The organism is Bradyrhizobium sp. SZCCHNS3052 (assembly GCF_032484495.1).
In the GTDB taxonomy this organism is placed as follows: Bacteria; Pseudomonadota; Alphaproteobacteria; order Rhizobiales; family Xanthobacteraceae; genus Bradyrhizobium.
Map to the genome: position 1 here is coordinate 400182 of NZ_JAUETB010000002.1, position 18330 is coordinate 418511.

Below are 18330 nucleotides of genomic sequence, written 5' to 3' on the forward strand. Positions count from 1 at the left end.
GAGTTGGAAAGCGAGTCAGGCGGCGTAGCCGACCGCGAGCTGCGCGGCCTTGACGTGCTCGGCCTTGGGCGGCGCGATGCCCCATTGATCGGTGCGGCCGGGCGGCCAGACCCAATGCTCCGGCCCGCGCACGACGTAGTCGTCGTCGACCTGCAGCACCTCGGCGGTGTATTCGATCACGGTGCCGACAGGATCGATGAAGTAGGCGAAGACATTGTCGCCGGGGCCGTGGCGTCCGACGCCCCACGCGATCGGATGGCCGGCATCGATCATGCGGCCCGCACCGCGCATCACGCCTTCCCAGGTCGGCATCAGGAAGGCGACATGGTTGAGCCCGTTGACCTTCGCCGCAGCGATCACGACGGCATGGTGGTCCGAATTGCAGCGAACGAAGGCCATCGCCGCGGAGCGGTCGGTCAGGCGGAAGCCGAGCGCCTTCTCGTAGAAGGCCGCCGAACGATCGACATCGGTGCTGTTGAGATTGACGTGGGCGAGCCGCTCCGGGAGCTCGGGCCGCGGCGGCCTGGCGTCGTGCCTGATGTCACCATGCACGAAGCGCAGCACGCCGCCCTCGGGGCCGCGCAGGCTCATGATCACGCCGCCGTCGGGGCCGGGGTTCGGCGCCGGCGCTGCGATCAGCGTCGCGCCTTCATGGATGGCGTTGCGGCTGACGGCATCGAAATCACTGGACTCGGCGAGGCGGAAAGTCACCGCCTGCAGCTCGGTGCGCTCGCTCTGGTGCAGCGCCACGACGTGATGATCGCTGCCGGTCGCACGGAGGTAGACGATGCCGTGGGCCTCCGCGACGCGCTCCAGCCCCCAGGTCTGTCGATAGAACGCTTCCGAACGCGCGAGATCTGGCGTGCCCAGATCGACGCTGCGCAGAGCCGCGACCGGAAACCGGGTCATGAGCGTGTCCTCCTGCGCGATGCCCGGATGAGGACGCGCGACGTTTTCTGTCCCTGGCCGGCGAAACCGGCTCGTCCCTTTTATTACATAAAAAATCGAAATCAATCAGAATTTATAAATTTTATGTTCTGCAGCCTCGCTCTATACATGTCGTCTGATTCAGAGGAGATCGGGCGTGGATGCGGTTTTGGAGGCCGAGGGGCAGGGCCCGTCGACGCAGGCGAGTCATGTGTATGACCGGCTGCGCGAGGACCTGCTGTCCGGCCGGCTGGCGCCGTCGCGCAAGCTGCAGATGCGGTTTTTGACCGAGACCTATCAGACCGGGCAGACACCGCTGCGCGAGGCGCTCAACCGCCTGACTGCCGACGGACTGGTCGAGGTGCGCGAGCAGCGCGGCTTCTACGTCAAGGACATCAGCCGCGCCGAGCTCGCCGAGCTGACCAAGACGCGCTGCTGGGTCGAGGCGCTGGCGCTGCGCGAGTCGATGGCGGCGGCGACGCCCGATTGGGAAGAGCAACTGGTGCTGGCGCAGCATCGGCTCAGCCGCGCGCCGCGCTCGCTCAGCGCGACAACGTTCGAGGACAATCCGGAGTGGGAGAGGCTGCACCGGATCTATCATCGGGTCCTGATCTCGAACTGCGGCTCGCAGTCGCTGATCGCGTTCTGCGGCCAGCTTGCCGACCAGCTCTATCGCTACCGCCGGCTGTCGATCCGCAAGGCGTTTCCGTCACGCCCCGTCGGCGACGAGCACGCCGACATCGTGAACGCCGTGCTCGACGCCGACACCGAACGCGCGGTTGCGCTGCTCACGGCGCACTATCAGCGCACCGCGGACGTGATCCTGCAGGACGAGACGATCTTTCCGGAGCTGCGCAAGGACAGAAAGATTTAGGATCACGTCGTCGCGGCGAGGAAGAAGTCGACGCGCTTCTCGACATGCGCCTGGGCTTCCTTCTTCAGGGCGCGCATGTCCTCGCCGAGCAGGCTGCGGATCAGCACGGCGAACACGACGAGATCGAGGAAGATCCGTGCGCTGTCCTCGATGCGGTCGGCCGAGAACGCGCCCTTGCCGGCGAGACCTTCGGCGCGCGCGAGCTCGCCGATCGCGTGGCTCACATTGCAGGTGGCGCGCTTGCGCGCCGTGTCCTGGATCTCGAGCGTCAGCTCGGGAAAGCGCGGACTTTCCGCAATCGCGGTGCGCATCAGGCCGATCGTGTCCTCGACGAAGGCGCGCTCGATCAAGGTGAGCCCGAGGCTGATCAGCCGGGCGCGGAAGGTGCGGCCCTGCGGCACCAGGTTCTCATACTGCGTGTTGCGCGCGGCCTGGCGGCCGATGACGGCCGCGAACAGCGCGGCCTTGCTGGGAAATCGCGCGTAGATGGTCGGCTTGCCGGCGCGCGCGGTCTGCGCGATTTCGTCGACGCTCGCGCCTTCGAAGCCGTTTGCGAGGAACACCGTCTTTGCCGCGTCGAGAATGCGCTCCTCAACCTCGCCGGCACGTTCGAGCGGAGGCCGCCCCACCTTGCCGCGCGCCGTCCTGGAAGCAACCATTCGATCCGCCATGGCTTTCTTTCGAGGCCTTTGTGTTCCCGTCCTGTTTGGCACAGGGGTCGGGATTGTTCAATCAACGCGGCCGGGGCCGCTGCTCATGCCTGGGGTGTTAACGCGTTCCACGGAATATCAGCTTGCCCGTGGGGTCTCGAACACTGAAACTGCACGTAACGAATTAGGAGGAAAACCATGGGACGGACATTCGTTCATTTGGCGTTGCTCGCCGTCGCGTGGGTCGCGGCCGCGCCGATGGCTCGCGCCGAAACCGTTGTCTTGAAGTCCGAGCTCAAGGCCGCCAACGAGGTGCCGCCGAACGCGTCCGCCGCGTCGGGCGCGGCCGAAGCGAGCTTCGACACCGCAACCAAGACGCTGAGCTGGAAGGTCACCTTCTCCGGCCTCAGCGGGCCGCCGATCGGCGCGCATTTCCACGGTCCCAGCGAGCCCGGCAAGAATGCCGGCATCGTGCTGCCGTTCAAGAGCCCGGAGCCGCCGATCACGGGCTCCGCCGTGATCACCGATGCGCAGGCGGCCGATCTGCTGGCCGGCAAATGGTACGCCAACGTCCACACCCAGGCGAACCCGGGCGGCGAGATTCGCGGACAGATGACCCGGCAGTGAGGCGCGTGCCCGACGCGCGCGGGCTCGCCGTCAGGCGGCCAGTTCCGGCTCGCCGGCCTGGCCGGGAGCGGCCGAGGCCCGGCGCACGTCGAGGAACTGCTTGAAGCGGCCGAGCGACAGCGGCGGCGCGACCAGGTAGCCCTGGCCTTCCTCGACGCCGCAGGCGATCAGCGCATCGACCTGCTCCTGATGCTCGATGCCCTCGGCGACCACGGACATGTCGAGCTCGCGCGCCAGCGCCACCAGCATCTGCACCACCACGATGGCGGACTGGTCGCGGGTGATCGCGTCGACGAAGAACTTGTCGATCTTCAGGATGCGCGCGCCGAGCCGCTGAATATAGGACAGGCCACTATGGCCGATGCCGACGTCGTCGAGCGCGACGCGGAAGCCGAGCTCGCTGAGCTCCTTCACGACATCAGTCGCCTTGGCGAGATCGGCGAGCTCCTCGCGCTCGGTGACCTCGAGCACGACCTGGCGGGTGGAGACCGATGACGACGCGACCGTCTTGCGCAGATCGTCGATGAAGCGGTCGCCGAGCAGATGGCGCGGGGTGATGTTGACGGACAGCTTGAACAGCTTGTCCTGCTTCATCTCCGGCTGCAGCTCGCGCAAGGCGGTCTTGAGAAGCTGCCAGGTCAGCTTCTCGATGCGGCCGGTGGTCTCGGCGAGCGGGATGAAGCTCATCGGCGGGATCAGCCGGCCGTCCGGCTTCTCCCAGCGCGCCAGGATCTCGCAGCCGACGATGTCGCCGGTCTTCAGTCGGAAGGTCGGCTGCACATAGGGCTTGAACTCGTTGGCCGCGAGCGCGCGGTCGAGCTCGGCGACCGGGTCCACCGGCCGGCTGAGATAGCTCGCCAGCAGCAGGCCGAACATGCCGCCCAGCGTGCCGGCGGCGAGCATCGTCAGGAGATAAGCGAGGTCGCCGCGCGTGCTCAGGCTCTGCGGCCGCACATGGATCGTGGCCCGCAGCGGATAGCGGTCGGACACGGTGGTGAACGCGACGGTCTGCGCCGGCGACTTGGCTGATGCATCGGGATGATAGCCGGCCACCTGCTCGCCATCGGGCAGGGTCAGGGTGACGTTGCTCTCGGCGCGCAGGCCGACCGGCATCACGTCCAGCAGGTTGCCGTCGATGCGCAGGATCGCCGCCAGCGACCGTTGCGCGTCGATGTCGCGCATCACGCCGAACGCGGCGCCGGTGAACTGCTCGACGCGGAACAGCCGCAGCTCGCCGTCGGCGGACTTGAACATCTCGTCGCGCCGCGCCCAGCCATTGTCGAATTCGAGCGTTTCGGAATAGGCCGCGCACTCGACCGCGCCGTCGCGGTCGACGGTGCGGATGTCCTTGATGATGGTGCCTTGATAGACGTGAAGGCGCAGCGCCTGCAGCGCGGCGGCGCTGCAGTCCATCGGACCTTTCGCGATCAGGCGGTTCAGGATCGATCCGGCCGAGTCGATGGCCGCCTCGGAGCGGCGCAGCGCCACCTTGCTGAGCTCGCTGAGCTGCCGCGCGGTCTGGTTGCCGATCAGCGCGGTCACGGCGAAATCGGCGCCGGCCAGGAAGATCCCGACGCAGGCGGCCACCGCCCCGACGCGAAGCATGTGTTTGCGCTGCAATGCCATCGTGTCGTGAATGACCCCCGTATGACCACGGGTATCCTTCAATCCAACCTTCAACTTTCCGTATATGCGCTCATGGATGCCCGTCCGCAGCGGCACGGTGAGCGGTGGGCGCAGAAAGCTGGTTAAGAAAGGGCTACCGGCTCAAGCCGCCTTGTCGGTGGTGTCGAGCGGCACCGCCGTCTCGGCGCGCTCGGCCGGCAGCAGCATCAGGGCGGCGAGCGCCGACAGGCTGAGGCTCGCTGACACGATCAGCACGCCGCGGCCGAGCCCATCGATCAGCAGGCCGAACAGCAGCGGCGCGAAGGCCTGGCAGATCCGCGACGGCGCCCCGATCAGGCCGAGCCGGTAGGCGTAGTTGACGGGGCCGAAGATGGCGAGCGGCAGGGTGCCGCGAGCGATCGTCAGGATGCCGTTGCCGGAGCCGTGCAGCAGCGCGAACGCCGCCGCGGCGCCCCCGCCGAACAGCCCGATCGTCACGGCGCCGATCGGATGGGTGATGCAGGCGAGCCGCGCCGAGGCGAGCGGATGGAAGCGGCTGAGGAAGCCGGCCTCGAACACGCGCGCGGCGACCTGCGCCGGCCCGATCATCATGCCGGCGAACAAGGCTTGCGCGGGCGTCGCGCCGAACGCCTGCATCAGCCGCGGCAGATGCACCGCCATCGCCGCGGTCACGGTCCAGGCCGCCGCCATCGCGAACGCGATCAGCACCATCGGGCGGTCGAGCGGGATGTTGGGCTTGCCCGTCGGGATATCGCCGGGCGCCATCACGGTCGCCCGCGGCAGCGACAAATTGAGCGGCAGGCCGATCACGAGATGCGCGATCGCCCAGGCGAAGCAGGTCTCGCGCCAGCCGATCGTCGCGAGCCCCAGCGTGCTCAGCGGCCAGCCGACGGTGGAGGCGAAGCCCGCGATCAGGGTGATGCCGGTGATCGCGCCGCGTGCATCCTTGCCATAGATGCGCCCGAGCGCGCCGAACGCGGCGTCATAGAGGCCGAGCCCCATGCCGACGCCGAGCCACAGCCACGCCAGCGCCATCACCCACAGCGAATGCGACAGGCCGAGCAGTGCGAGCCCGATCGCCAGCACGATGTTGGAGGCGCACAGCACCTGGCGGCCGCCGACGCGGTCGATCTGGCGGCCGATGCGCGGACCCAACAGGCCGGAGATGATCAGCGAGGCGGAAAAGGCGGCGAAGAACCAGTTGTTGGACAGGCCGAGATCCCTGGCGATCGGGTCGGCGAGGATGGCGGGAAGATAGTAGCTCGATCCCCAGGCCAGCGTCTGGGCGGTGCCGAGAGCGATGACCACGCCCAGCCGTCTTGCCTGCATTCCCGTCGACCTCTCCTTGGCTCGGCGTCATGAGCAGCCGCGGCCGCTGCGGCCAGCCAGCTTGGCTTTGGCGTCATCGGCACAGCAACTGTCTACGCCCGATGGCGCTGGTCCGCCACAGCAGCCGGGCAGGGCTGCAATGCTCTCCACTCCGCCGCGGGTGCAGACGCCGGTCTCCGGCAGTTTCAACTCGACACGATGCGCGGCGGCCTTGTCCCCGGCGATGTCGGCGGTGATCGAACGGACCTGCTCATAGCCCGTCATCATCAGGAAGTTCGGCGCGCGGCCATAGCTCTTCATGCCGGCGAGATAGAGCCCCGGCTCGTCGGCCTGCGCCAGCTCGCGTGCGCCATGCGGCCGCACCGTGCCGCAGGAATGCTCGTTCGGATCGATCAATGGCGCGAGCGCAACAGGAGCCTCGATCGCGGGATCGAGCCGCAGGCGCAGCTCCGCCAGCAGCGACAGATCGGGGCGGAAGCCGGTGGCGACGATCAGCTCGTCGGCGATGATGCGGCGGTCGCCGTCCGCGGCGATCCGCAACCGGCCGTCCTCATCGGTGATCCCCGTGACGCCGAAGCCGGGCTCGAGCCGGATGCGGCCCGAACGTACCAGCGCGGCGAAGGCCAGGCCGAGTTCGCCGCGCGCGGCGAGCTGGTCGGCGCTGCCGCCGCCGAACGCCCTCGCGGGATCGTCGCCGCGCAACAGCCAGATCGCCTGCGTGCCCGGCGCGACCTCGGCCAATGCGGCCAGGTCGATCAGGGTGCCGATCGCCGAGTGGCCGGCGCCGAGCACCGCGACCGTCCTGCCAGCATAACGGCTGCGCTGCGCGCCTCGGACATCCGGCATCGCGTAGGCGATGCGCGCCGCATGCGCGGCTTCGCCGAGCGCGGGCAGTCCGCTATGGCCGGCAGGGTTGGGCGAGAACCAGGCACCGGAGACATCGATGACGGCGTCGGCCTGCAGCGCCGCCTCGCCCTTGCCGTTGTGGATGCGGATCTCGAACGGCGCATCGGCGCGTCCCTTCGACGTGGCCTTGTCGAAGCCGGCCCGGCTGATCGCGGTGACGCGATGCGAGGTCCTGACGACGTCGCGCAGCGCAGTGCGCGTCGCCAGCGGCGCGAGATAGGATTCGATCAGCTCGCGCCCGGTCGGATAGACCTCGGGCTCGGGCGAATTCCATCCCGTCGCAGCGAGCAGCCGCGCCGCCGCGCTATCGATGTTGTACTTCCACGGCGAGAACAACTGGACGTGCTGCCATTGCCGCACCGCGTGCGCGGCTTCCGGACCCGCTTCCAGCACGACCGGGGTCAGGCCGCGCGCCAGCGCATGGGCCGCTGCCGCCAGCCCGACCGGGCCGGCGCCGATGATAGCGACCGTCTTGGCGTCCGTCATGTACGTCCTCCTATACTTCTAGAATAATCGAATTAAAGGGCGAAATCATCAGGCCGCCGGCCTCGCGGTGCCGCAGTCGCGCTCCTCGACGCAGCATTCTGAGACGAGAAAGCCGAGCAGGGAGCGCATCACGTCGTATTCGGCATGGCAGACCAGCGTCGTGCCCTCGCGCATTTGCGAGATCAGCCCGACCGCGACCAGCGTCTTGACGTGGTGCGACAGCGTGGAGGCCGGGACCTTCAGCAGCTCCTGCAGCCGGCCGACCGGCATCCCGGCATGCCCGGCGCGCACCAGCGCGCGGTAGATCTTCAGGCGCGTGGTGTTGCCGAGGGCTTCCAGGCGGGCAGCGGCGTCATCGAGCTTCATGGTGAGGAGGATGCGGCATGCGGCCCGCCGGAGTCAAACGATATTTCTAGAATATTGGAAATATCCATGAGTGCGCGCCGCGCGCGGTCGGTTGTCCGGCGCGCTATCGCAGCCGGTAGCCGGCATGGCAGCCGACGCAGGCCGCCATCGTCTGGCCGAGCGCCTTCAGCGCCGGCTTGAGGTCGCCGGTCACACCCGCATTCTGCGCTTCGATGGCGAAGCGGCTCGCCGCTTTGTGCATGGCGGTGCCGGCCTCCTGCATGCCCTGGGGCATGAACCCGGCGACCTCGGCGGCGCCGTGCAGGCGCAGTGAGCTCATGCCCAGGCGTTGCTCGGCGATCTGGCCGGCTTTGTCCGGCTCGCCCGCCGCAAGCGCGTCGTTGATCTGCTGCAGCGCCAGCAGATGGTCGCGCATGTTGGCGAGGGTGTGCTCGGCGAGATCGGGCGGAAACGCCACCCGCTCGCGCTGGTCTGGCGGAAGCGCCCCATGGCTGCCGTGGTCGTGATGGCCGTGGTGCTGCGCCGTGGCGATGCCGGCGGACGCAACAAGGGCCAGCGTGATGGCGGCGAGACGCAGGCGCATGAGGACCTCCATTTCAGCGAACGCGGTGGCGTCTTCCCTAGACCGCGCGGCCTGGCGGCGCATATGATCCTGATCATATGCCGAGGACCTTCCATCTCTCGCCCGAGGGCACGCGCCCGTCGCTCGACTGGCGCGCTCTTGCACGGCTGTCGCCGTTGCTCGCCGCGCTGCCCGCGGCCGCGCGGTTGCAGGCCCGGCGCATCCAGGTGCCGCGCCAGGGCACGGTGTTCTGCCGGGGGGATCGGCCGCGGGCGATGTTCTTCGTGCTGACCGGGGAGGTGAGGCTGGTGCGCCGCTCGCGCGCCGGCGACGACATCGTCCTGCAGCGGGCCCGCCGGGGCTTTCTCGCCGAGGCCAGCCTCGATCAGTCAACGTATCATTGCGACGCCGTCGCGACACAGGACTCAGCGCTGCTCGCGATCGACCGCAAGGCCTTCGCCGAAGCGTTGCGTCGTCCCGAGATCGGGGACCGATGGTGCGATCATCTCGCCCGCGAGTTGCGCAAGGTCCGGGCGCAGTCGGAGCGGCTCAGCCTGAAGACGGCGCGCGAGCGGATCGTGCATTTCATCGAGACCGAGGGGGAGGGCGGCGAGGTCGAGCTCGGCCGGTCGAAGAAGGACTGGGCCGCCGAGCTCGGCGTCACCCATGAGGCGCTCTATCGTGCGCTGGCACGCATGGAACGGGACGGCGAGCTCACCGTCGATGGCACCCGCCTGCGCTTGCGGTGAGCCTTCGGGCGCCGCGTCTCCCGATCGTCGACACGGACCATTCGAACTCGTCAGCCTTGACGCCGGATCATCATATCGATAGTTCTGGATATATGGAAAACGAGCAAGCCGTTCTGGCCTTGGCGGCGCTGGCGCAGCCGACGCGCCTGCAGGCCTTTCGCACCCTGGTGCAGCACGAGCCCGACGGTCTGCCGGCCGGCGAGCTCGCACGTCTGCTGGAGGTGCCGCAGAACACGCTGTCGGCGCATCTGTCCGTGCTGGCGCGCGCCGGCCTCGTCAGTTCGATCAGGCACAGCCGCTCGATCGTCTACCGGGCCGATCTCACGCAGTTTCAGAAGGTCGCGCTGTTCCTGCTGCAGGACTGCTGCGGCGGCCGGCCGGAGGTCTGCGCGCCCGTCATCGCAAGTCTCACCCCGTGCTGTCCGCCGAAGCGCAAGGAGAAGAGCCGTGTCTGACCGCATCTACAATGTATTGTTCCTCTGCACCGGAAATTCGGCACGCTCGGTGCTGGCCGAGTCGATCCTGCGCAAGGACGGCGCGGGCCGCTTCCACGCTTTTTCCGCCGGCAGCACGCCGAAGGGCGCGGTGCATCCGTTGGCGCTCGAGACGCTCGCGCGCATGGACTATCCGACCGACGATCTGCGCTCGAAGAGCTGGAGCGAGTTCGCCGCCGCCGGCGCGCCGGCAATGGATTTCGTCTTCACGGTCTGCGACAACGCCGCCGGCGAGGCGTGTCCGATCTGGCCGGGGCAGCCGATGACTGCGCATTGGGGCATCGAGGATCCGGCGGCGGCCGCAGGCACGGAGCTGGCGAAGCTCGCGGCGTTCACGACCGCCTTCCGCTATCTGAAGAACCGGATCGACGCCTTCATCAATCTGCCGCTCGGTCGCATCGATTCGATGTCGCTGGGCACGCGGCTGCGCGAGATCGGGACGGGCGAGGGCGCAACGTCGTTCCGCTCCGACGTGGCCTGATCCGATGACGATCTTCGAACGCTATCTGACGGTCTGGGTCCTGCTCTGCATCATCGTCGGCATCGGTCTCGGCCATCTGATGCCGGGGCTGTTCGCGGCTGTCGCGTCGGCGGAGGTGGCGCGGGTCAATCTGCCGGTCGCGGCCCTGATCTGGCTGATGATCATTCCGATGCTGCTGAAGATCGATTTCGCCGCGCTCGGCAACGTGAAGGAGCATTGGCGGGGCATCGGCGTCACCCTGGTCGTGAACTGGGCGATCAAGCCGTTTTCGATGGCTTTGCTCGGCAGCGTTTTCATCGGCCACGTGTTCGCGCCGATGCTTCCCGCAGGCCAGTTGTCGTCCTACGTGGCCGGTCTGATCCTGCTCGCGGCGGCGCCGTGCACGGCGATGGTGTTCGTCTGGTCGAATCTGTGCGACGGCGAACCGCACTACACGCTGAGCCAGGTCGCGCTCAACGACGTCATCATGGTGTTCCTGTTTGCGCCGCTGGTGGGCCTGCTGCTCGGCGTCGCCTCGATCTCGGTGCCCTGGACCACCCTGCTGCTGTCGGTGCTGCTCTATATCGTCGTGCCGGTCATCGTCTCGCAACTCTGGCGCCGGGCGTTGCTGCGTAGCACGGACGGGGCAGTGGAGCGCGCCTTGCGGGTACTGCAACCGGTCTCGCTCGTGGCGCTGCTCGGTACGCTCGTGCTGCTGTTCGGCTTCCAGGGCGAGCAGATCCTGAAGCAGCCGGTCGTCATCGCGATCCTGGCCGTGCCGATCCTGATCCAGGTCTATCTGAACGCGGGGATCGCCTATTGGCTGAGCCGCCGGCTCGGCGTGGCCTGGTGCGTCGCGGCTCCGGCCGCCTTGATCGGCGCCAGCAATTTCTTCGAACTGGCGGTTGCCGCCGCGATCAGCCTGTTCGGGCTCGACTCGGGGGCTGCGCTCGCGACCGTCGTCGGGGTTCTCGTCGAAGTCCCCGTGATGCTCTCGGTCGTGCGCATCGTCAGGGCGACGCGTCGCTGGTACGAAGCGGGACTGCCGGCTTAGCTCCGGTCAGTGCTTCGGCAGAGCCGGTTTGCCTCACCGCCGCGACTCGTCCTGATCGTCGTCGTCGCCTTCGCGCTCCCGGCGGGCCGGCTCGTAGCTCAGCGGCTCGCCGTCGGCCCGCGCATGCAGCGCCGCAAGATGCGGGTAGGCCCCAAGACCAGCTCCAAGACCAGCTTCAAGACCGCCGTCAACGGCACGGGCCACCGGCACCAGCGTGGGCGCTGCGTTCCGGCTGGCTTGTGACATGGCCAAGAGGCCGCCCAGCCCCGCCAGCACGGCTGCCAATGTCATCGTCTTACGCATTCTCGTCTCCGAACTCACCGCGCCCCCGGCTCGCTCCGTCCGGACGCGATGATGTCGCAACGAGCGTGACAGCATCCTGTCAGGTTGAGTCAGCGAGACGTCAGCTTGTCTCGGGCAGGATGCCGATCCCTTGGAGTTTCCCACCCCCGCATCGGCCTGAGCGCAATTCCGACATCGGAAGTTCAAACTAAAATCCGCACCATCTCCTTAGCATTTGCGAACGCTCCGCAAGTCGACCCCCGCAAGTCGACCTCCGCAATTCGAACCCAGTGGCGAGAGCGCAACAAATCACGACGAGCTTTGAAGATCAGAGCGTCAGGCCCCGGGAAGATCATGCATTTGCCTCAAATCGGACGGTTCATGCGCATCACGGTATTTGCGATGCTGATCTCGACGGCGGCATCCGCGGCGACGGTGGCGCGCGAGGATGATCGCGAGCGCCGTGACGCCGTGCGCCGCGCCGTCGAGGCGGGCGACGTCCTGCCGCTATCGGAGATCCTGCCGCGATTGCGCGGCCGGGTCGCCGGCGACGTGATGGGAATCGATGTCGACCGCCAGCGGGGCCGCTGGCGCTATGAGTTTCGGGTGATCGGCCGCGATGGCCGCGTGCGCGAGGTCTATGTCGATGCGCGCAGCGGCGAGATCGAACGGATCGAGGAAAAATAGATGCGAGTGCTGCTGGTCGAGGATGATCCGCGGCTGGCGTCCGACCTGGCCCGGACGCTTCAGGCGGCGGGCTATCTGGTCGAAACGTCCGACAACGGCGAGCAGGCCTGGTTTCTCGGCGACACCGAGGACTATGGCGCCGTGATCCTCGATCTCGGCCTCCCCGGCATGGACGGGTTGTCGGTGCTGAAGCGCTGGCGCGGCGCCGGGCGGCACGTGCCGGTGCTGATCCTGACCGCGCGCGCGAGCTGGGCGGAGCGGGTCGATGGCATCGACGCCGGCGCCGATGACTACCTGCCGAAGCCGTTTCGCAATGAAGAGCTGTTGGCGCGGCTGCGCGCGATCGTGAGGCGCTCCGCCGGCCATGCGGCGCCGGTGCTCTCGTCCGGCGATCTGGCACTCGACGAGCGCCAGATGAAGGTCAGCCTGTCTGGCGTGCCGGTGACGCTGTCGCAGCTCGAATACCGGCTGATCGCCTATCTGCTGCGGCAGAGCGGCCGCGTCGTGCCGCAGCATGAGCTGGAGGAGAACGTCTACGGCCTCGGCCACGAGCACGACTCCAACGCGCTCGAGGTGCTGATCCGGCGCGTCCGCAAGAAGCTCGGCGCCGAGATCATCGAGACCCGCCGCGGCTTCGGCTACATGATCCCGGAGACGGCGGAATGAGGCTCGGCTCGCTGCGGCTGCGGCTGGTGGCGGCGGGCACCATCGCGCTGCTGGTCGCGCTCGGCGTCGCCGGCTTCGGCATGGTCGTGCTGTTCAAGCGCCACGTCGCGCGGACGCTCGCCTCCGATCTCGACATTCATCTGCGCCAATTGCTGAACGGCCTCGAGGTCGATGCGGAAGGGCGCATCGTGGTCGCGCGGCCGCCAGCCGATCCGCGCTTCGTGGTCCCGCTGTCGGGGCTGTACTGGCAGATCTCGGACGATCATGGCCAGTTGCTGCGCTCGCGCTCGCTGTGGGACACCATCCTGCCGCTGCCGATCGACGAGCCCGGACCGAGCGACGTGCATCAGCATGAGCTTGCCGGGCCGGATGGCGAACACGTGCTGGTCGCCGAGCGCGGCATCCTGATGAATCCGGAAAGCCAGATCCGCGTGCGCGCGGCTGTGGCCTACGACCTCGACGGCGCCACCAGCGCGGTGCGGACCTTCGCCAAGGATCTGTCGATCGCGCTCGCCGTGCTGGCCGTCATCCTCGCCGTCGGCACCTCGGTTCAGGTCACGCTCGGCCTGCGTCCGCTCGGCGTGCTGCGCCGTGGCGTCGCCGAGATCCGCAGCGGTCGGCGCCAGCATCTTCCCGTGGACGTGCCGACCGAGGTGGCGCCGCTGGTTGACGAGGTCAACGCGCTGCTCGATGCGCAGAGCCGCGAGATCATGCGCTCGCGCAGCCGTGCGGCCGATCTCGCCCACGGCTTCAAGACGCCGCTCGCCGCACTCGCGGCCGACGCCGCGCGGTTGAGGGAGCTCGGCCAGCTCGAGCTGGCGCGCAATGTCGAGGATGTCGCCGAGGCGATGAGCCGGCAGGTCGATCGCGAACTGGCGCTGGCGCGGCTGCGCGGTAAGGCCCGCGGCGGGCCGGAGGCCGCGACCGAGCTGGCGCCCCTGGTGAATGCGCTGCTCGGGACGCTCGGCCGCACGCCGGCGGCCGCCCATGTCAGCTTCGATGGCCAGGTGCCCCCAAGCCTGCGCGTCGGCATGGATCGGACGGATCTCGCCGAGGTGCTCGGCAATCTCTTGGAGAACGCCGCGCGTCATGCGGCGAGCACGGTTCGCATCGTCGCCAGTGCGACCCCTCTGATCGTCACTGTCGAGGATGACGGTCCGGGCATTCCGGACGCGAAGATCGGCCGCGTGCTCGAGCGCGGCGGCCGCCTCGACGAGCAGGGGCCGGGCAGCGGGCTGGGGCTCGCGATCGTGCAGGACGTGCTCGAAGCCTATGGCTGGCGGCTGCAGATCGGCCGTTCCCAGCTCGGCGGCGCCAGGATCACGATCGCGCCGGCCATCGTCTCGGCACTCCGCTGGCCGCAGCCCGCGACGTCCCAGGCCACCCCGGCGCCGTCCATTCTGACAGCAGGCTGACATCCCGCGTCAGCGGCGCGACGCCCCCGGTCGGCTATTGCCTCCGGCCATGCCACCCCGTGCTCCGGCGTGCCGGCGCGGGATGCCCAATGGTCGAAGGAAGCTGATCATGCGCATTCGAAACTCCGCCAAGACGTATGGCTCCGTCGCGATCGCACTGCACTGGATCGTCGCCGTGCTGGTGCCGGCGGCCTGGATCTCGGGCCATCTCGGCGACATGCTGCCGCGTCCCTCTCATGACACGGGCCTTTTCATGCACGTCTCGCTCGGGCTGGCGATGCTGGGCTTTGCGCTCGCGCGCCTGGCCTGGCGTCTGGCCGATCCGCCGCCGGCGCCTGAAGCGACCAAACTCGGCCCGTGGACGGTTCATGTCGGCGAGATCACGCATCTGCTGATCTACGGCATCATGTTCGCCATTCCGGTCCTCGGCATCGTCACCCAGTTTGCCCGCGGCTACGGCTTGCCGGTGTTCGGCCTGTTCGAGATCGCCTCACCCTGGGTCGGCGACCGCGGCTTCGCCCACGACATGAAGGAGATGCACGAGGCGCTGGCCAATGGCCTGATGATCCTGATCGGCCTGCACGCGGGCGCTGCCTTGCTGCACCATTACTGGCTGCACGATCGCACCCTGCGGCGGATGGTGCCGGGACTGCGGTGATCGCTCCTGTCATCCGGGCCTGCTAAAAGGCCTCCGTCGATCGCGCCATCGGAGGCCGCCATGCCGGCAACGCCGCATATTGAAAAGCACTTCACCGCGTCGGAGGTGGTCCGCGACGTGGTCATCGGCATGGCCGACGGGCTCACCGTGCCGTTCGCGCTCGCCGCCGGTCTTTCGGCGGCGGTCGCCAAGACCGACGTGATCGTCACGGCCGGCCTCGCCGAGGTCGTCGCCGGCGCGATCGCGATGGGGCTCGGCGGCTATCTCGCCGCCCGCTCCGACGCCGAGCATTATGCCGCCGAGGAGACGCGGGAGCACGACGAGATCGAGAAGCTTCGCGGCCGCGAGGTCGAGGAGGTCGCGGCGATCTTTCGCGGCTATGGTCTCGAAGGCCAGGCCTTGACCACCGTGGTCGACGCCATCGCGTCCGATCGCAAGCGTTGGGTCGACTTCATGATGCGCTTCGAGCTCGGTCTCGAACGCCCGGATCCGAAACGTGCGCCGGTCAGCGCCGTGACCATCGGCGGCTCCTACGTGATCGGCGGCCTGATCCCGCTGATCCCCTACATGCTGGCGCCTGACATTTCGTCCGCGCTCCGGATCTCCGTGGTCGCCACCGGCATCGCGCTCCTGATCTTCGGCGCCATCAAGGGCCACTTCACCGGCGTCAACAAGATCAAGTCCGCGCTGCAGACGGCGCTCGTCGGCGGCCTCGCCGCCGGCGCCGCGTTCTGGCTGGCGCATCTGTTCGGGTAGGGCGGGACAGGATTGCGGCTGCGATATTCGCCAGCCCGTCACGGGTCTTAGTGGTTCCGCCTGCCATGCGGCGCAACGCGTCCGCACGTTGCTTTGCCCACGGCAGCGGAGATATCTCCCGATGTCAATCCGGGGCATCGCGAAGCGATGAGCCCGGAATCCATAACCACGAACTGCTGAGGAGTGCGCGACGGCGGCGACGAGCTTCTCGGGCCCTACGGCCATCCTGAGTATGGATTCCTGGCTCGCGCAGACGCGCGCCCCGGAATGACGACGAGGAGAGAGTTGCGAAGCGCACTTGCATCCGTGCGCAGGACCATTCCACGTAGATCGTCAATCCATCGGGGACGAGGAAGCATAGGCGACAGCGCCGCGTCGCATCGCGGCCCACCACATTCGGGCGGTGGCAATGGTGGGCGCGCGCGGCCTGACGGCAGGGCGTGCCATCTCGACGCAAGCGTCAAGAGCGGTGGCACGCTGGATCAACGAGCACGGTGTCGTCGCGGCGAACGCCGGGACCCATAACCCCAGGGAGACCATTCGTCAGCCTTGAATTGGCACAGCTCAGCTTTAGGCCAGAGAGCCGATCGTCTTGGTCGGGATGCGGCGGCTTTGGCCACAAGCGGAATCCTGCTCGGCTTGATGAGACGCTTTCGCATAAGATTGACTCCTGTCAGAATGCGTGCGCGCAGGGCCGTGATGCAAACCGCCGCAAACAGGTGACGAGTTGAATCTCTCGAAGCAAGCATTGCTCGTAGTTGATGTTCAGCCGAGCTTTCATGTGCCCGATGCGATCGTCGCGGGTATCACCGAGCTCACACGGAAGGTTCCTACGATAGCCACCGTGGAACGGCATAACGAGGCCGTCACGCCCTTTCTAGGTCAGTTGGGCTGGACCCCCAGTGCAAACGACAAATGTTTGGTGCCTGCTGACAGGGTCTTTATCAAGCACGGCTATCTTCCGCCTAAGGCCGCCATTGACTATCTAAAGGACCTTGCTGTGGACCGAGTGCTCGTCTGCGGCATACAAGCCGATACCTGCTGTCTGGCTGCGGGCTTCATGCTGTTTGACGCAGGCCTAAGGCCGACGCTCCTGAAGTGGCTCAGCGTAGGGTCGTCCCTCGATCGATCAGCTACCTTAGGAGCTAAGCTCTGGAAACATCATTTTGGATGCGTGCTGAGCGAGCCTAGTGAATTGCAGATCTAGACCACCGCGTTGGAACGGACAAACCGCAAAGTGTTTGGGGGAGCGAGGTTCACTACAACTAACAATACTGAGCGGAGACCATTGCATCACAGGAATACAGGGACGCTCAGACCGACCATGTCTGATTCGGGTCGCTGTCGAGGAAGGCTGGTCGGCTTCACCCAGGACAGCCATACGTCGGCGGGCAGCCCCCCATCAGCTTCGGTCGGCGGGCGTGTGCACCGGAGCAAGAGATGGTCACCTGACAACGCGGATACCGAAACCCGCCGCGCCTGCAGATCAAGCCCGCGTGGACGTGGCCGCGCCGGCAGACCCTTTCGGATTGGTCAGCCTCATGCCATGATGTGTGATGATGCGCGCGCTTCTCCTCATGACTTCGATCATCGTGCTTGCAACCGCTCCAGCCGCAGCTCAGCGGTTCGATGGCAATGATCCGGTGTGCCTCCAGACATGGGAATGGGGCGGTTCCAGCACAATCTCGTGCCAGTATCGGTCGTGGGAGGCGTGTAGAGCGGGGGCTGCGGGCCTTTCGGCCATGTGCTTGCCGAACCCCTATGCACAACGCCCGCCGGAGCCAAGCCGCCGTCGGCCTCCCCGATAGGCGCCGGTTGCGGTCTGACAACACCCCAAGCTTCAACGGAGCTGGCACGTGCCATCCGATGCTTGCTCGGGCTGATTGGATCCGGTCTTCGTTCTGAGAAAAATAAATCGATTGCTATTTTTCAGAATGCATGCTTGATTGTCGCCATCCCGTGCTCCTCGAGAGGGGCGCTTCGCGATCGTCACGGAACGTTGGGCGCGGGATGCGATGGCTGCAGGATGCCGCAGCGTGGGGCGACCCGCGCGGACGAACGGCAGCTTGCGGACGCGAAGTCGCGTGGTCCTGGCGCCCCGATGCTGGCGCCAAGTCGTCGGGCGATGATCCCGAGGGCGACGGTGGCTACCAAGCCGGACACCGGGGAGATCGCGAAGTAAGCGTGAAAACCATCGCGCGGGGAATGCCGGGATGTGTCGGCTGAACCTGTGGTGACTGCCGCCTGCTTTTTTTCTGCAGGCGGGCCATGGGGGCGGCCAGCTCCCGGCATTCCCTGCGCCCTCTGCCTGATCAGGGGGCAACACCGATGACATCACTCGGGCGCATGGCGCCGCGAGAGCAGTGACGCACGTCCTCATGGCGATGCCCAGGGGGGAGGGAGCCCGTCGCGGGAACCAAATTCCGCAGCCAAGGTTAGCTGGCATGCAGGAGGACTCCCGATGCGCCGTCCGAAGATTCAGCCATCCCGCAACAAGCTCGACATGACCGATCAGGCCCAGGTCCGCGTGGTGACCAAGCGGCTGAAGATGTCGCCCGGGGAATTGACCGAGATGGTCGAACGCATTGGCAACTCCATCGCAGCCATCACCAAGGAAGTCGCGCAGCAGCGGGCCGCGAAGGCTGCGCCGGAAGGAGCCGTGATCGCCTCGGTGACGGTGACCGAGACCAAGGCGGAAGTCATCGTGCCGGACGAGACGCCAGCGGCAACCTAGCAATCGACGCTGATCATCGAGA

Annotated in this window: 22 protein-coding genes; 14 read left to right on the forward strand and 8 right to left on the reverse strand. The window is 67.3% G+C overall.

Annotation, left to right across the window (positions count from 1 at the left end):
* Nucleotides 1–15: 15 nt before the first annotated feature.
* Complete coding sequence (locus tag QX073_RS09980) at nucleotides 16–909, reverse strand: VOC family protein (RefSeq protein ID WP_316169669.1); 894 nt, start codon at nucleotides 907–909, stop codon at nucleotides 16–18.
* Nucleotides 910–1084: 175 nt separating this feature from the next.
* On the opposite strand from QX073_RS09980, the gene QX073_RS09985 reads away from it, so the two are divergent.
* On the forward strand, nucleotides 1085–1801 hold the full coding sequence (locus tag QX073_RS09985; RefSeq protein WP_315828184.1) for a GntR family transcriptional regulator: 717 nt from the start codon (nucleotides 1085–1087) through the stop codon (nucleotides 1799–1801).
* 2 nt (nucleotides 1802–1803) lie between these two features.
* Here QX073_RS09985 and QX073_RS09990 read toward each other — a convergent pair whose 3' ends face one another.
* A complete protein-coding gene (locus QX073_RS09990) occupies nucleotides 1804–2460 on the reverse strand; it encodes a TetR/AcrR family transcriptional regulator (RefSeq protein ID WP_315753189.1) in 657 nt (218 codons plus the stop codon).
* A 189-nt stretch (nucleotides 2461–2649) separates the two neighbouring features.
* Between QX073_RS09990 and QX073_RS09995 the strand changes: the two genes are divergently transcribed.
* Entirely contained in the window at nucleotides 2650–3078 is a 429-nt protein-coding gene (locus QX073_RS09995) for a CHRD domain-containing protein (RefSeq protein ID WP_315712732.1), read from the forward strand.
* A 30-nt stretch (nucleotides 3079–3108) separates the two neighbouring features.
* Here QX073_RS09995 and QX073_RS10000 read toward each other — a convergent pair whose 3' ends face one another.
* The 5 genes from QX073_RS10000 to QX073_RS10020 form a co-directional block, all read right to left on the reverse strand.
* On the reverse strand, nucleotides 3109–4683 hold the full coding sequence (locus QX073_RS10000) for an EAL domain-containing protein (protein ID WP_316225693.1): 1575 nt from the start codon (nucleotides 4681–4683) through the stop codon (nucleotides 3109–3111).
* Nucleotides 4684–4845: 162 nt separating this feature from the next.
* On the reverse strand, nucleotides 4846–6033 hold the full coding sequence (locus tag QX073_RS10005; RefSeq protein ID WP_315712730.1) for an MFS transporter: 1188 nt from the start codon (nucleotides 6031–6033) through the stop codon (nucleotides 4846–4848).
* 27 nt (nucleotides 6034–6060) lie between these two features.
* Entirely contained in the window at nucleotides 6061–7425 is a 1365-nt protein-coding gene (locus QX073_RS10010; RefSeq protein WP_316225694.1) for an NAD(P)-binding domain-containing protein, read from the reverse strand.
* A 48-nt stretch (nucleotides 7426–7473) separates the two neighbouring features.
* Nucleotides 7474–7791, reverse strand: a complete 318-nt coding sequence (locus tag QX073_RS10015) for a metalloregulator ArsR/SmtB family transcription factor (RefSeq protein ID WP_316225695.1) — start codon at nucleotides 7789–7791, stop codon at nucleotides 7474–7476.
* 103 nt (nucleotides 7792–7894) lie between these two features.
* Entirely contained in the window at nucleotides 7895–8374 is a 480-nt protein-coding gene (locus QX073_RS10020; RefSeq protein ID WP_316167147.1) for a hypothetical protein, read from the reverse strand.
* Nucleotides 8375–8451: 77 nt separating this feature from the next.
* Here QX073_RS10020 and QX073_RS10025 point away from each other — a divergent pair, with 77 nt between their 5' ends.
* The 4 genes from QX073_RS10025 to arsB all read left to right on the forward strand — a co-directional run bounded on the left by QX073_RS10025 (nucleotide 8452) and on the right by arsB (nucleotide 11110).
* Entirely contained in the window at nucleotides 8452–9102 is a 651-nt protein-coding gene (locus QX073_RS10025) for a Crp/Fnr family transcriptional regulator (RefSeq protein WP_316225696.1), read from the forward strand.
* Nucleotides 9103–9194: 92 nt separating this feature from the next.
* Nucleotides 9195–9557 (forward strand): metalloregulator ArsR/SmtB family transcription factor, encoded by a 363-nt coding sequence (locus QX073_RS10030; RefSeq protein WP_315712722.1) that lies wholly within the window; start codon nucleotides 9195–9197, stop codon nucleotides 9555–9557.
* The gene (locus tag QX073_RS10035; protein ID WP_316192934.1) at nucleotides 9550–10077 is read left to right on the forward strand and encodes an arsenate reductase ArsC; all 528 of its coding nucleotides are present in this window, start codon (nucleotides 9550–9552) and stop codon (nucleotides 10075–10077) included. The genes QX073_RS10030 and QX073_RS10035 overlap by 8 nt, the downstream gene beginning before the upstream one ends.
* A 4-nt stretch (nucleotides 10078–10081) precedes the next feature.
* Complete coding sequence (arsB, locus tag QX073_RS10040; RefSeq protein WP_316225697.1) at nucleotides 10082–11110, forward strand: ACR3 family arsenite efflux transporter; 1029 nt, start codon at nucleotides 10082–10084, stop codon at nucleotides 11108–11110.
* Nucleotides 11111–11143: 33 nt separating this feature from the next.
* On the opposite strand, the gene QX073_RS10045 is transcribed toward arsB, so the two are convergent.
* The gene (locus QX073_RS10045) at nucleotides 11144–11413 is read right to left on the reverse strand and encodes a hypothetical protein (RefSeq protein WP_316187543.1); all 270 of its coding nucleotides are present in this window, start codon (nucleotides 11411–11413) and stop codon (nucleotides 11144–11146) included.
* A gap of 360 nt (nucleotides 11414–11773) precedes the next feature.
* Between QX073_RS10045 and QX073_RS10050 the strand changes: the two genes are divergently transcribed.
* The 8 genes from QX073_RS10050 to QX073_RS10085 all read left to right on the forward strand — a co-directional run bounded on the left by QX073_RS10050 (nucleotide 11774) and on the right by QX073_RS10085 (nucleotide 18308).
* Nucleotides 11774–12079 (forward strand): PepSY domain-containing protein, encoded by a 306-nt coding sequence (locus QX073_RS10050; RefSeq protein WP_315712717.1) that lies wholly within the window; start codon nucleotides 11774–11776, stop codon nucleotides 12077–12079.
* Nucleotides 12080–12745 (forward strand): response regulator transcription factor, encoded by a 666-nt coding sequence (locus QX073_RS10055; protein ID WP_315712715.1) that lies wholly within the window; start codon nucleotides 12080–12082, stop codon nucleotides 12743–12745.
* Complete coding sequence (locus tag QX073_RS10060) at nucleotides 12742–14160, forward strand: sensor histidine kinase (RefSeq protein ID WP_315712714.1); 1419 nt, start codon at nucleotides 12742–12744, stop codon at nucleotides 14158–14160. The genes QX073_RS10055 and QX073_RS10060 overlap by 4 nt, the downstream gene beginning before the upstream one ends.
* 109 nt (nucleotides 14161–14269) lie before the next feature.
* Nucleotides 14270–14818: a cytochrome b gene (locus QX073_RS10065; protein WP_315712712.1), complete on the forward strand. Its 549-nt coding sequence runs from the start codon at nucleotides 14270–14272 to the stop codon at nucleotides 14816–14818.
* Nucleotides 14819–14878: 60 nt separating this feature from the next.
* Nucleotides 14879–15574 carry a VIT1/CCC1 transporter family protein gene (locus tag QX073_RS10070; RefSeq protein WP_315712710.1) on the forward strand — a complete coding sequence of 232 codons (696 nt, stop codon included), beginning with the start codon at nucleotides 14879–14881 and terminating at the stop codon, nucleotides 15572–15574.
* Nucleotides 15575–16301: 727 nt separating this feature from the next.
* Nucleotides 16302–16781: a cysteine hydrolase family protein gene (locus tag QX073_RS10075; RefSeq protein WP_315712709.1), complete on the forward strand. Its 480-nt coding sequence runs from the start codon at nucleotides 16302–16304 to the stop codon at nucleotides 16779–16781.
* Nucleotides 16782–17133: 352 nt separating this feature from the next.
* Nucleotides 17134–17382, forward strand: coding sequence for a DUF3551 domain-containing protein (locus tag QX073_RS10080; RefSeq protein WP_409998352.1), 249 nt, complete (start codon nucleotides 17134–17136; stop codon nucleotides 17380–17382).
* A 653-nt stretch (nucleotides 17383–18035) separates the two neighbouring features.
* Entirely contained in the window at nucleotides 18036–18308 is a 273-nt protein-coding gene (locus QX073_RS10085) for a DUF3606 domain-containing protein (RefSeq protein WP_315712707.1), read from the forward strand.
* The last annotated feature ends 22 nt before the right edge of the window (nucleotides 18309–18330 follow it).

What these genes read in the sequence shown, in the direction of transcription:
- QX073_RS09980 (WP_316169669.1), bottom strand. Translation starts at nt 909, where the DNA reads ATGACCCGGTTTCCGGTCGCGGCTCTGCGCAGCGTCGATCTGGGCACG.
- QX073_RS09990 (WP_315753189.1), bottom strand. Translation starts at nt 2,460, where the DNA reads ATGGTTGCTTCCAGGACGGCGCGCGGCAAGGTGGGGCGGCCTCCGCTC.
- QX073_RS09995 (WP_315712732.1), top strand. Translation starts at nt 2,650, where the DNA reads ATGGGACGGACATTCGTTCATTTGGCGTTGCTCGCCGTCGCGTGGGTC.
- QX073_RS10000 (WP_316225693.1), bottom strand. Translation starts at nt 4,683, where the DNA reads ATGCTTCGCGTCGGGGCGGTGGCCGCCTGCGTCGGGATCTTCCTGGCC.
- QX073_RS10005 (WP_315712730.1), bottom strand. Translation starts at nt 6,033, where the DNA reads ATGCAGGCAAGACGGCTGGGCGTGGTCATCGCTCTCGGCACCGCCCAG.
- QX073_RS10010 (WP_316225694.1), bottom strand. Translation starts at nt 7,425, where the DNA reads ATGACGGACGCCAAGACGGTCGCTATCATCGGCGCCGGCCCGGTCGGG.
- QX073_RS10015 (WP_316225695.1), bottom strand. Translation starts at nt 7,791, where the DNA reads ATGAAGCTCGATGACGCCGCTGCCCGCCTGGAAGCCCTCGGCAACACC.
- QX073_RS10020 (WP_316167147.1), bottom strand. Translation starts at nt 8,374, where the DNA reads ATGCGCCTGCGTCTCGCCGCCATCACGCTGGCCCTTGTTGCGTCCGCC.
- QX073_RS10025 (WP_316225696.1), top strand. Translation starts at nt 8,452, where the DNA reads ATGCCGAGGACCTTCCATCTCTCGCCCGAGGGCACGCGCCCGTCGCTC.
- QX073_RS10030 (WP_315712722.1), top strand. Translation starts at nt 9,195, where the DNA reads ATGGAAAACGAGCAAGCCGTTCTGGCCTTGGCGGCGCTGGCGCAGCCG.
- arsB (WP_316225697.1), top strand. Translation starts at nt 10,082, where the DNA reads ATGACGATCTTCGAACGCTATCTGACGGTCTGGGTCCTGCTCTGCATC.
- QX073_RS10045 (WP_316187543.1), bottom strand. Translation starts at nt 11,413, where the DNA reads ATGCGTAAGACGATGACATTGGCAGCCGTGCTGGCGGGGCTGGGCGGC.
- QX073_RS10050 (WP_315712717.1), top strand. Translation starts at nt 11,774, where the DNA reads ATGCGCATCACGGTATTTGCGATGCTGATCTCGACGGCGGCATCCGCG.
- QX073_RS10055 (WP_315712715.1), top strand. Translation starts at nt 12,080, where the DNA reads ATGCGAGTGCTGCTGGTCGAGGATGATCCGCGGCTGGCGTCCGACCTG.
- QX073_RS10060 (WP_315712714.1), top strand. Translation starts at nt 12,742, where the DNA reads ATGAGGCTCGGCTCGCTGCGGCTGCGGCTGGTGGCGGCGGGCACCATC.
- QX073_RS10065 (WP_315712712.1), top strand. Translation starts at nt 14,270, where the DNA reads ATGCGCATTCGAAACTCCGCCAAGACGTATGGCTCCGTCGCGATCGCA.
- QX073_RS10070 (WP_315712710.1), top strand. Translation starts at nt 14,879, where the DNA reads ATGCCGGCAACGCCGCATATTGAAAAGCACTTCACCGCGTCGGAGGTG.
- QX073_RS10080 (WP_409998352.1), top strand. Translation starts at nt 17,134, where the DNA reads ATGCGCGCGCTTCTCCTCATGACTTCGATCATCGTGCTTGCAACCGCT.
- QX073_RS10085 (WP_315712707.1), top strand. Translation starts at nt 18,036, where the DNA reads ATGCGCCGTCCGAAGATTCAGCCATCCCGCAACAAGCTCGACATGACC.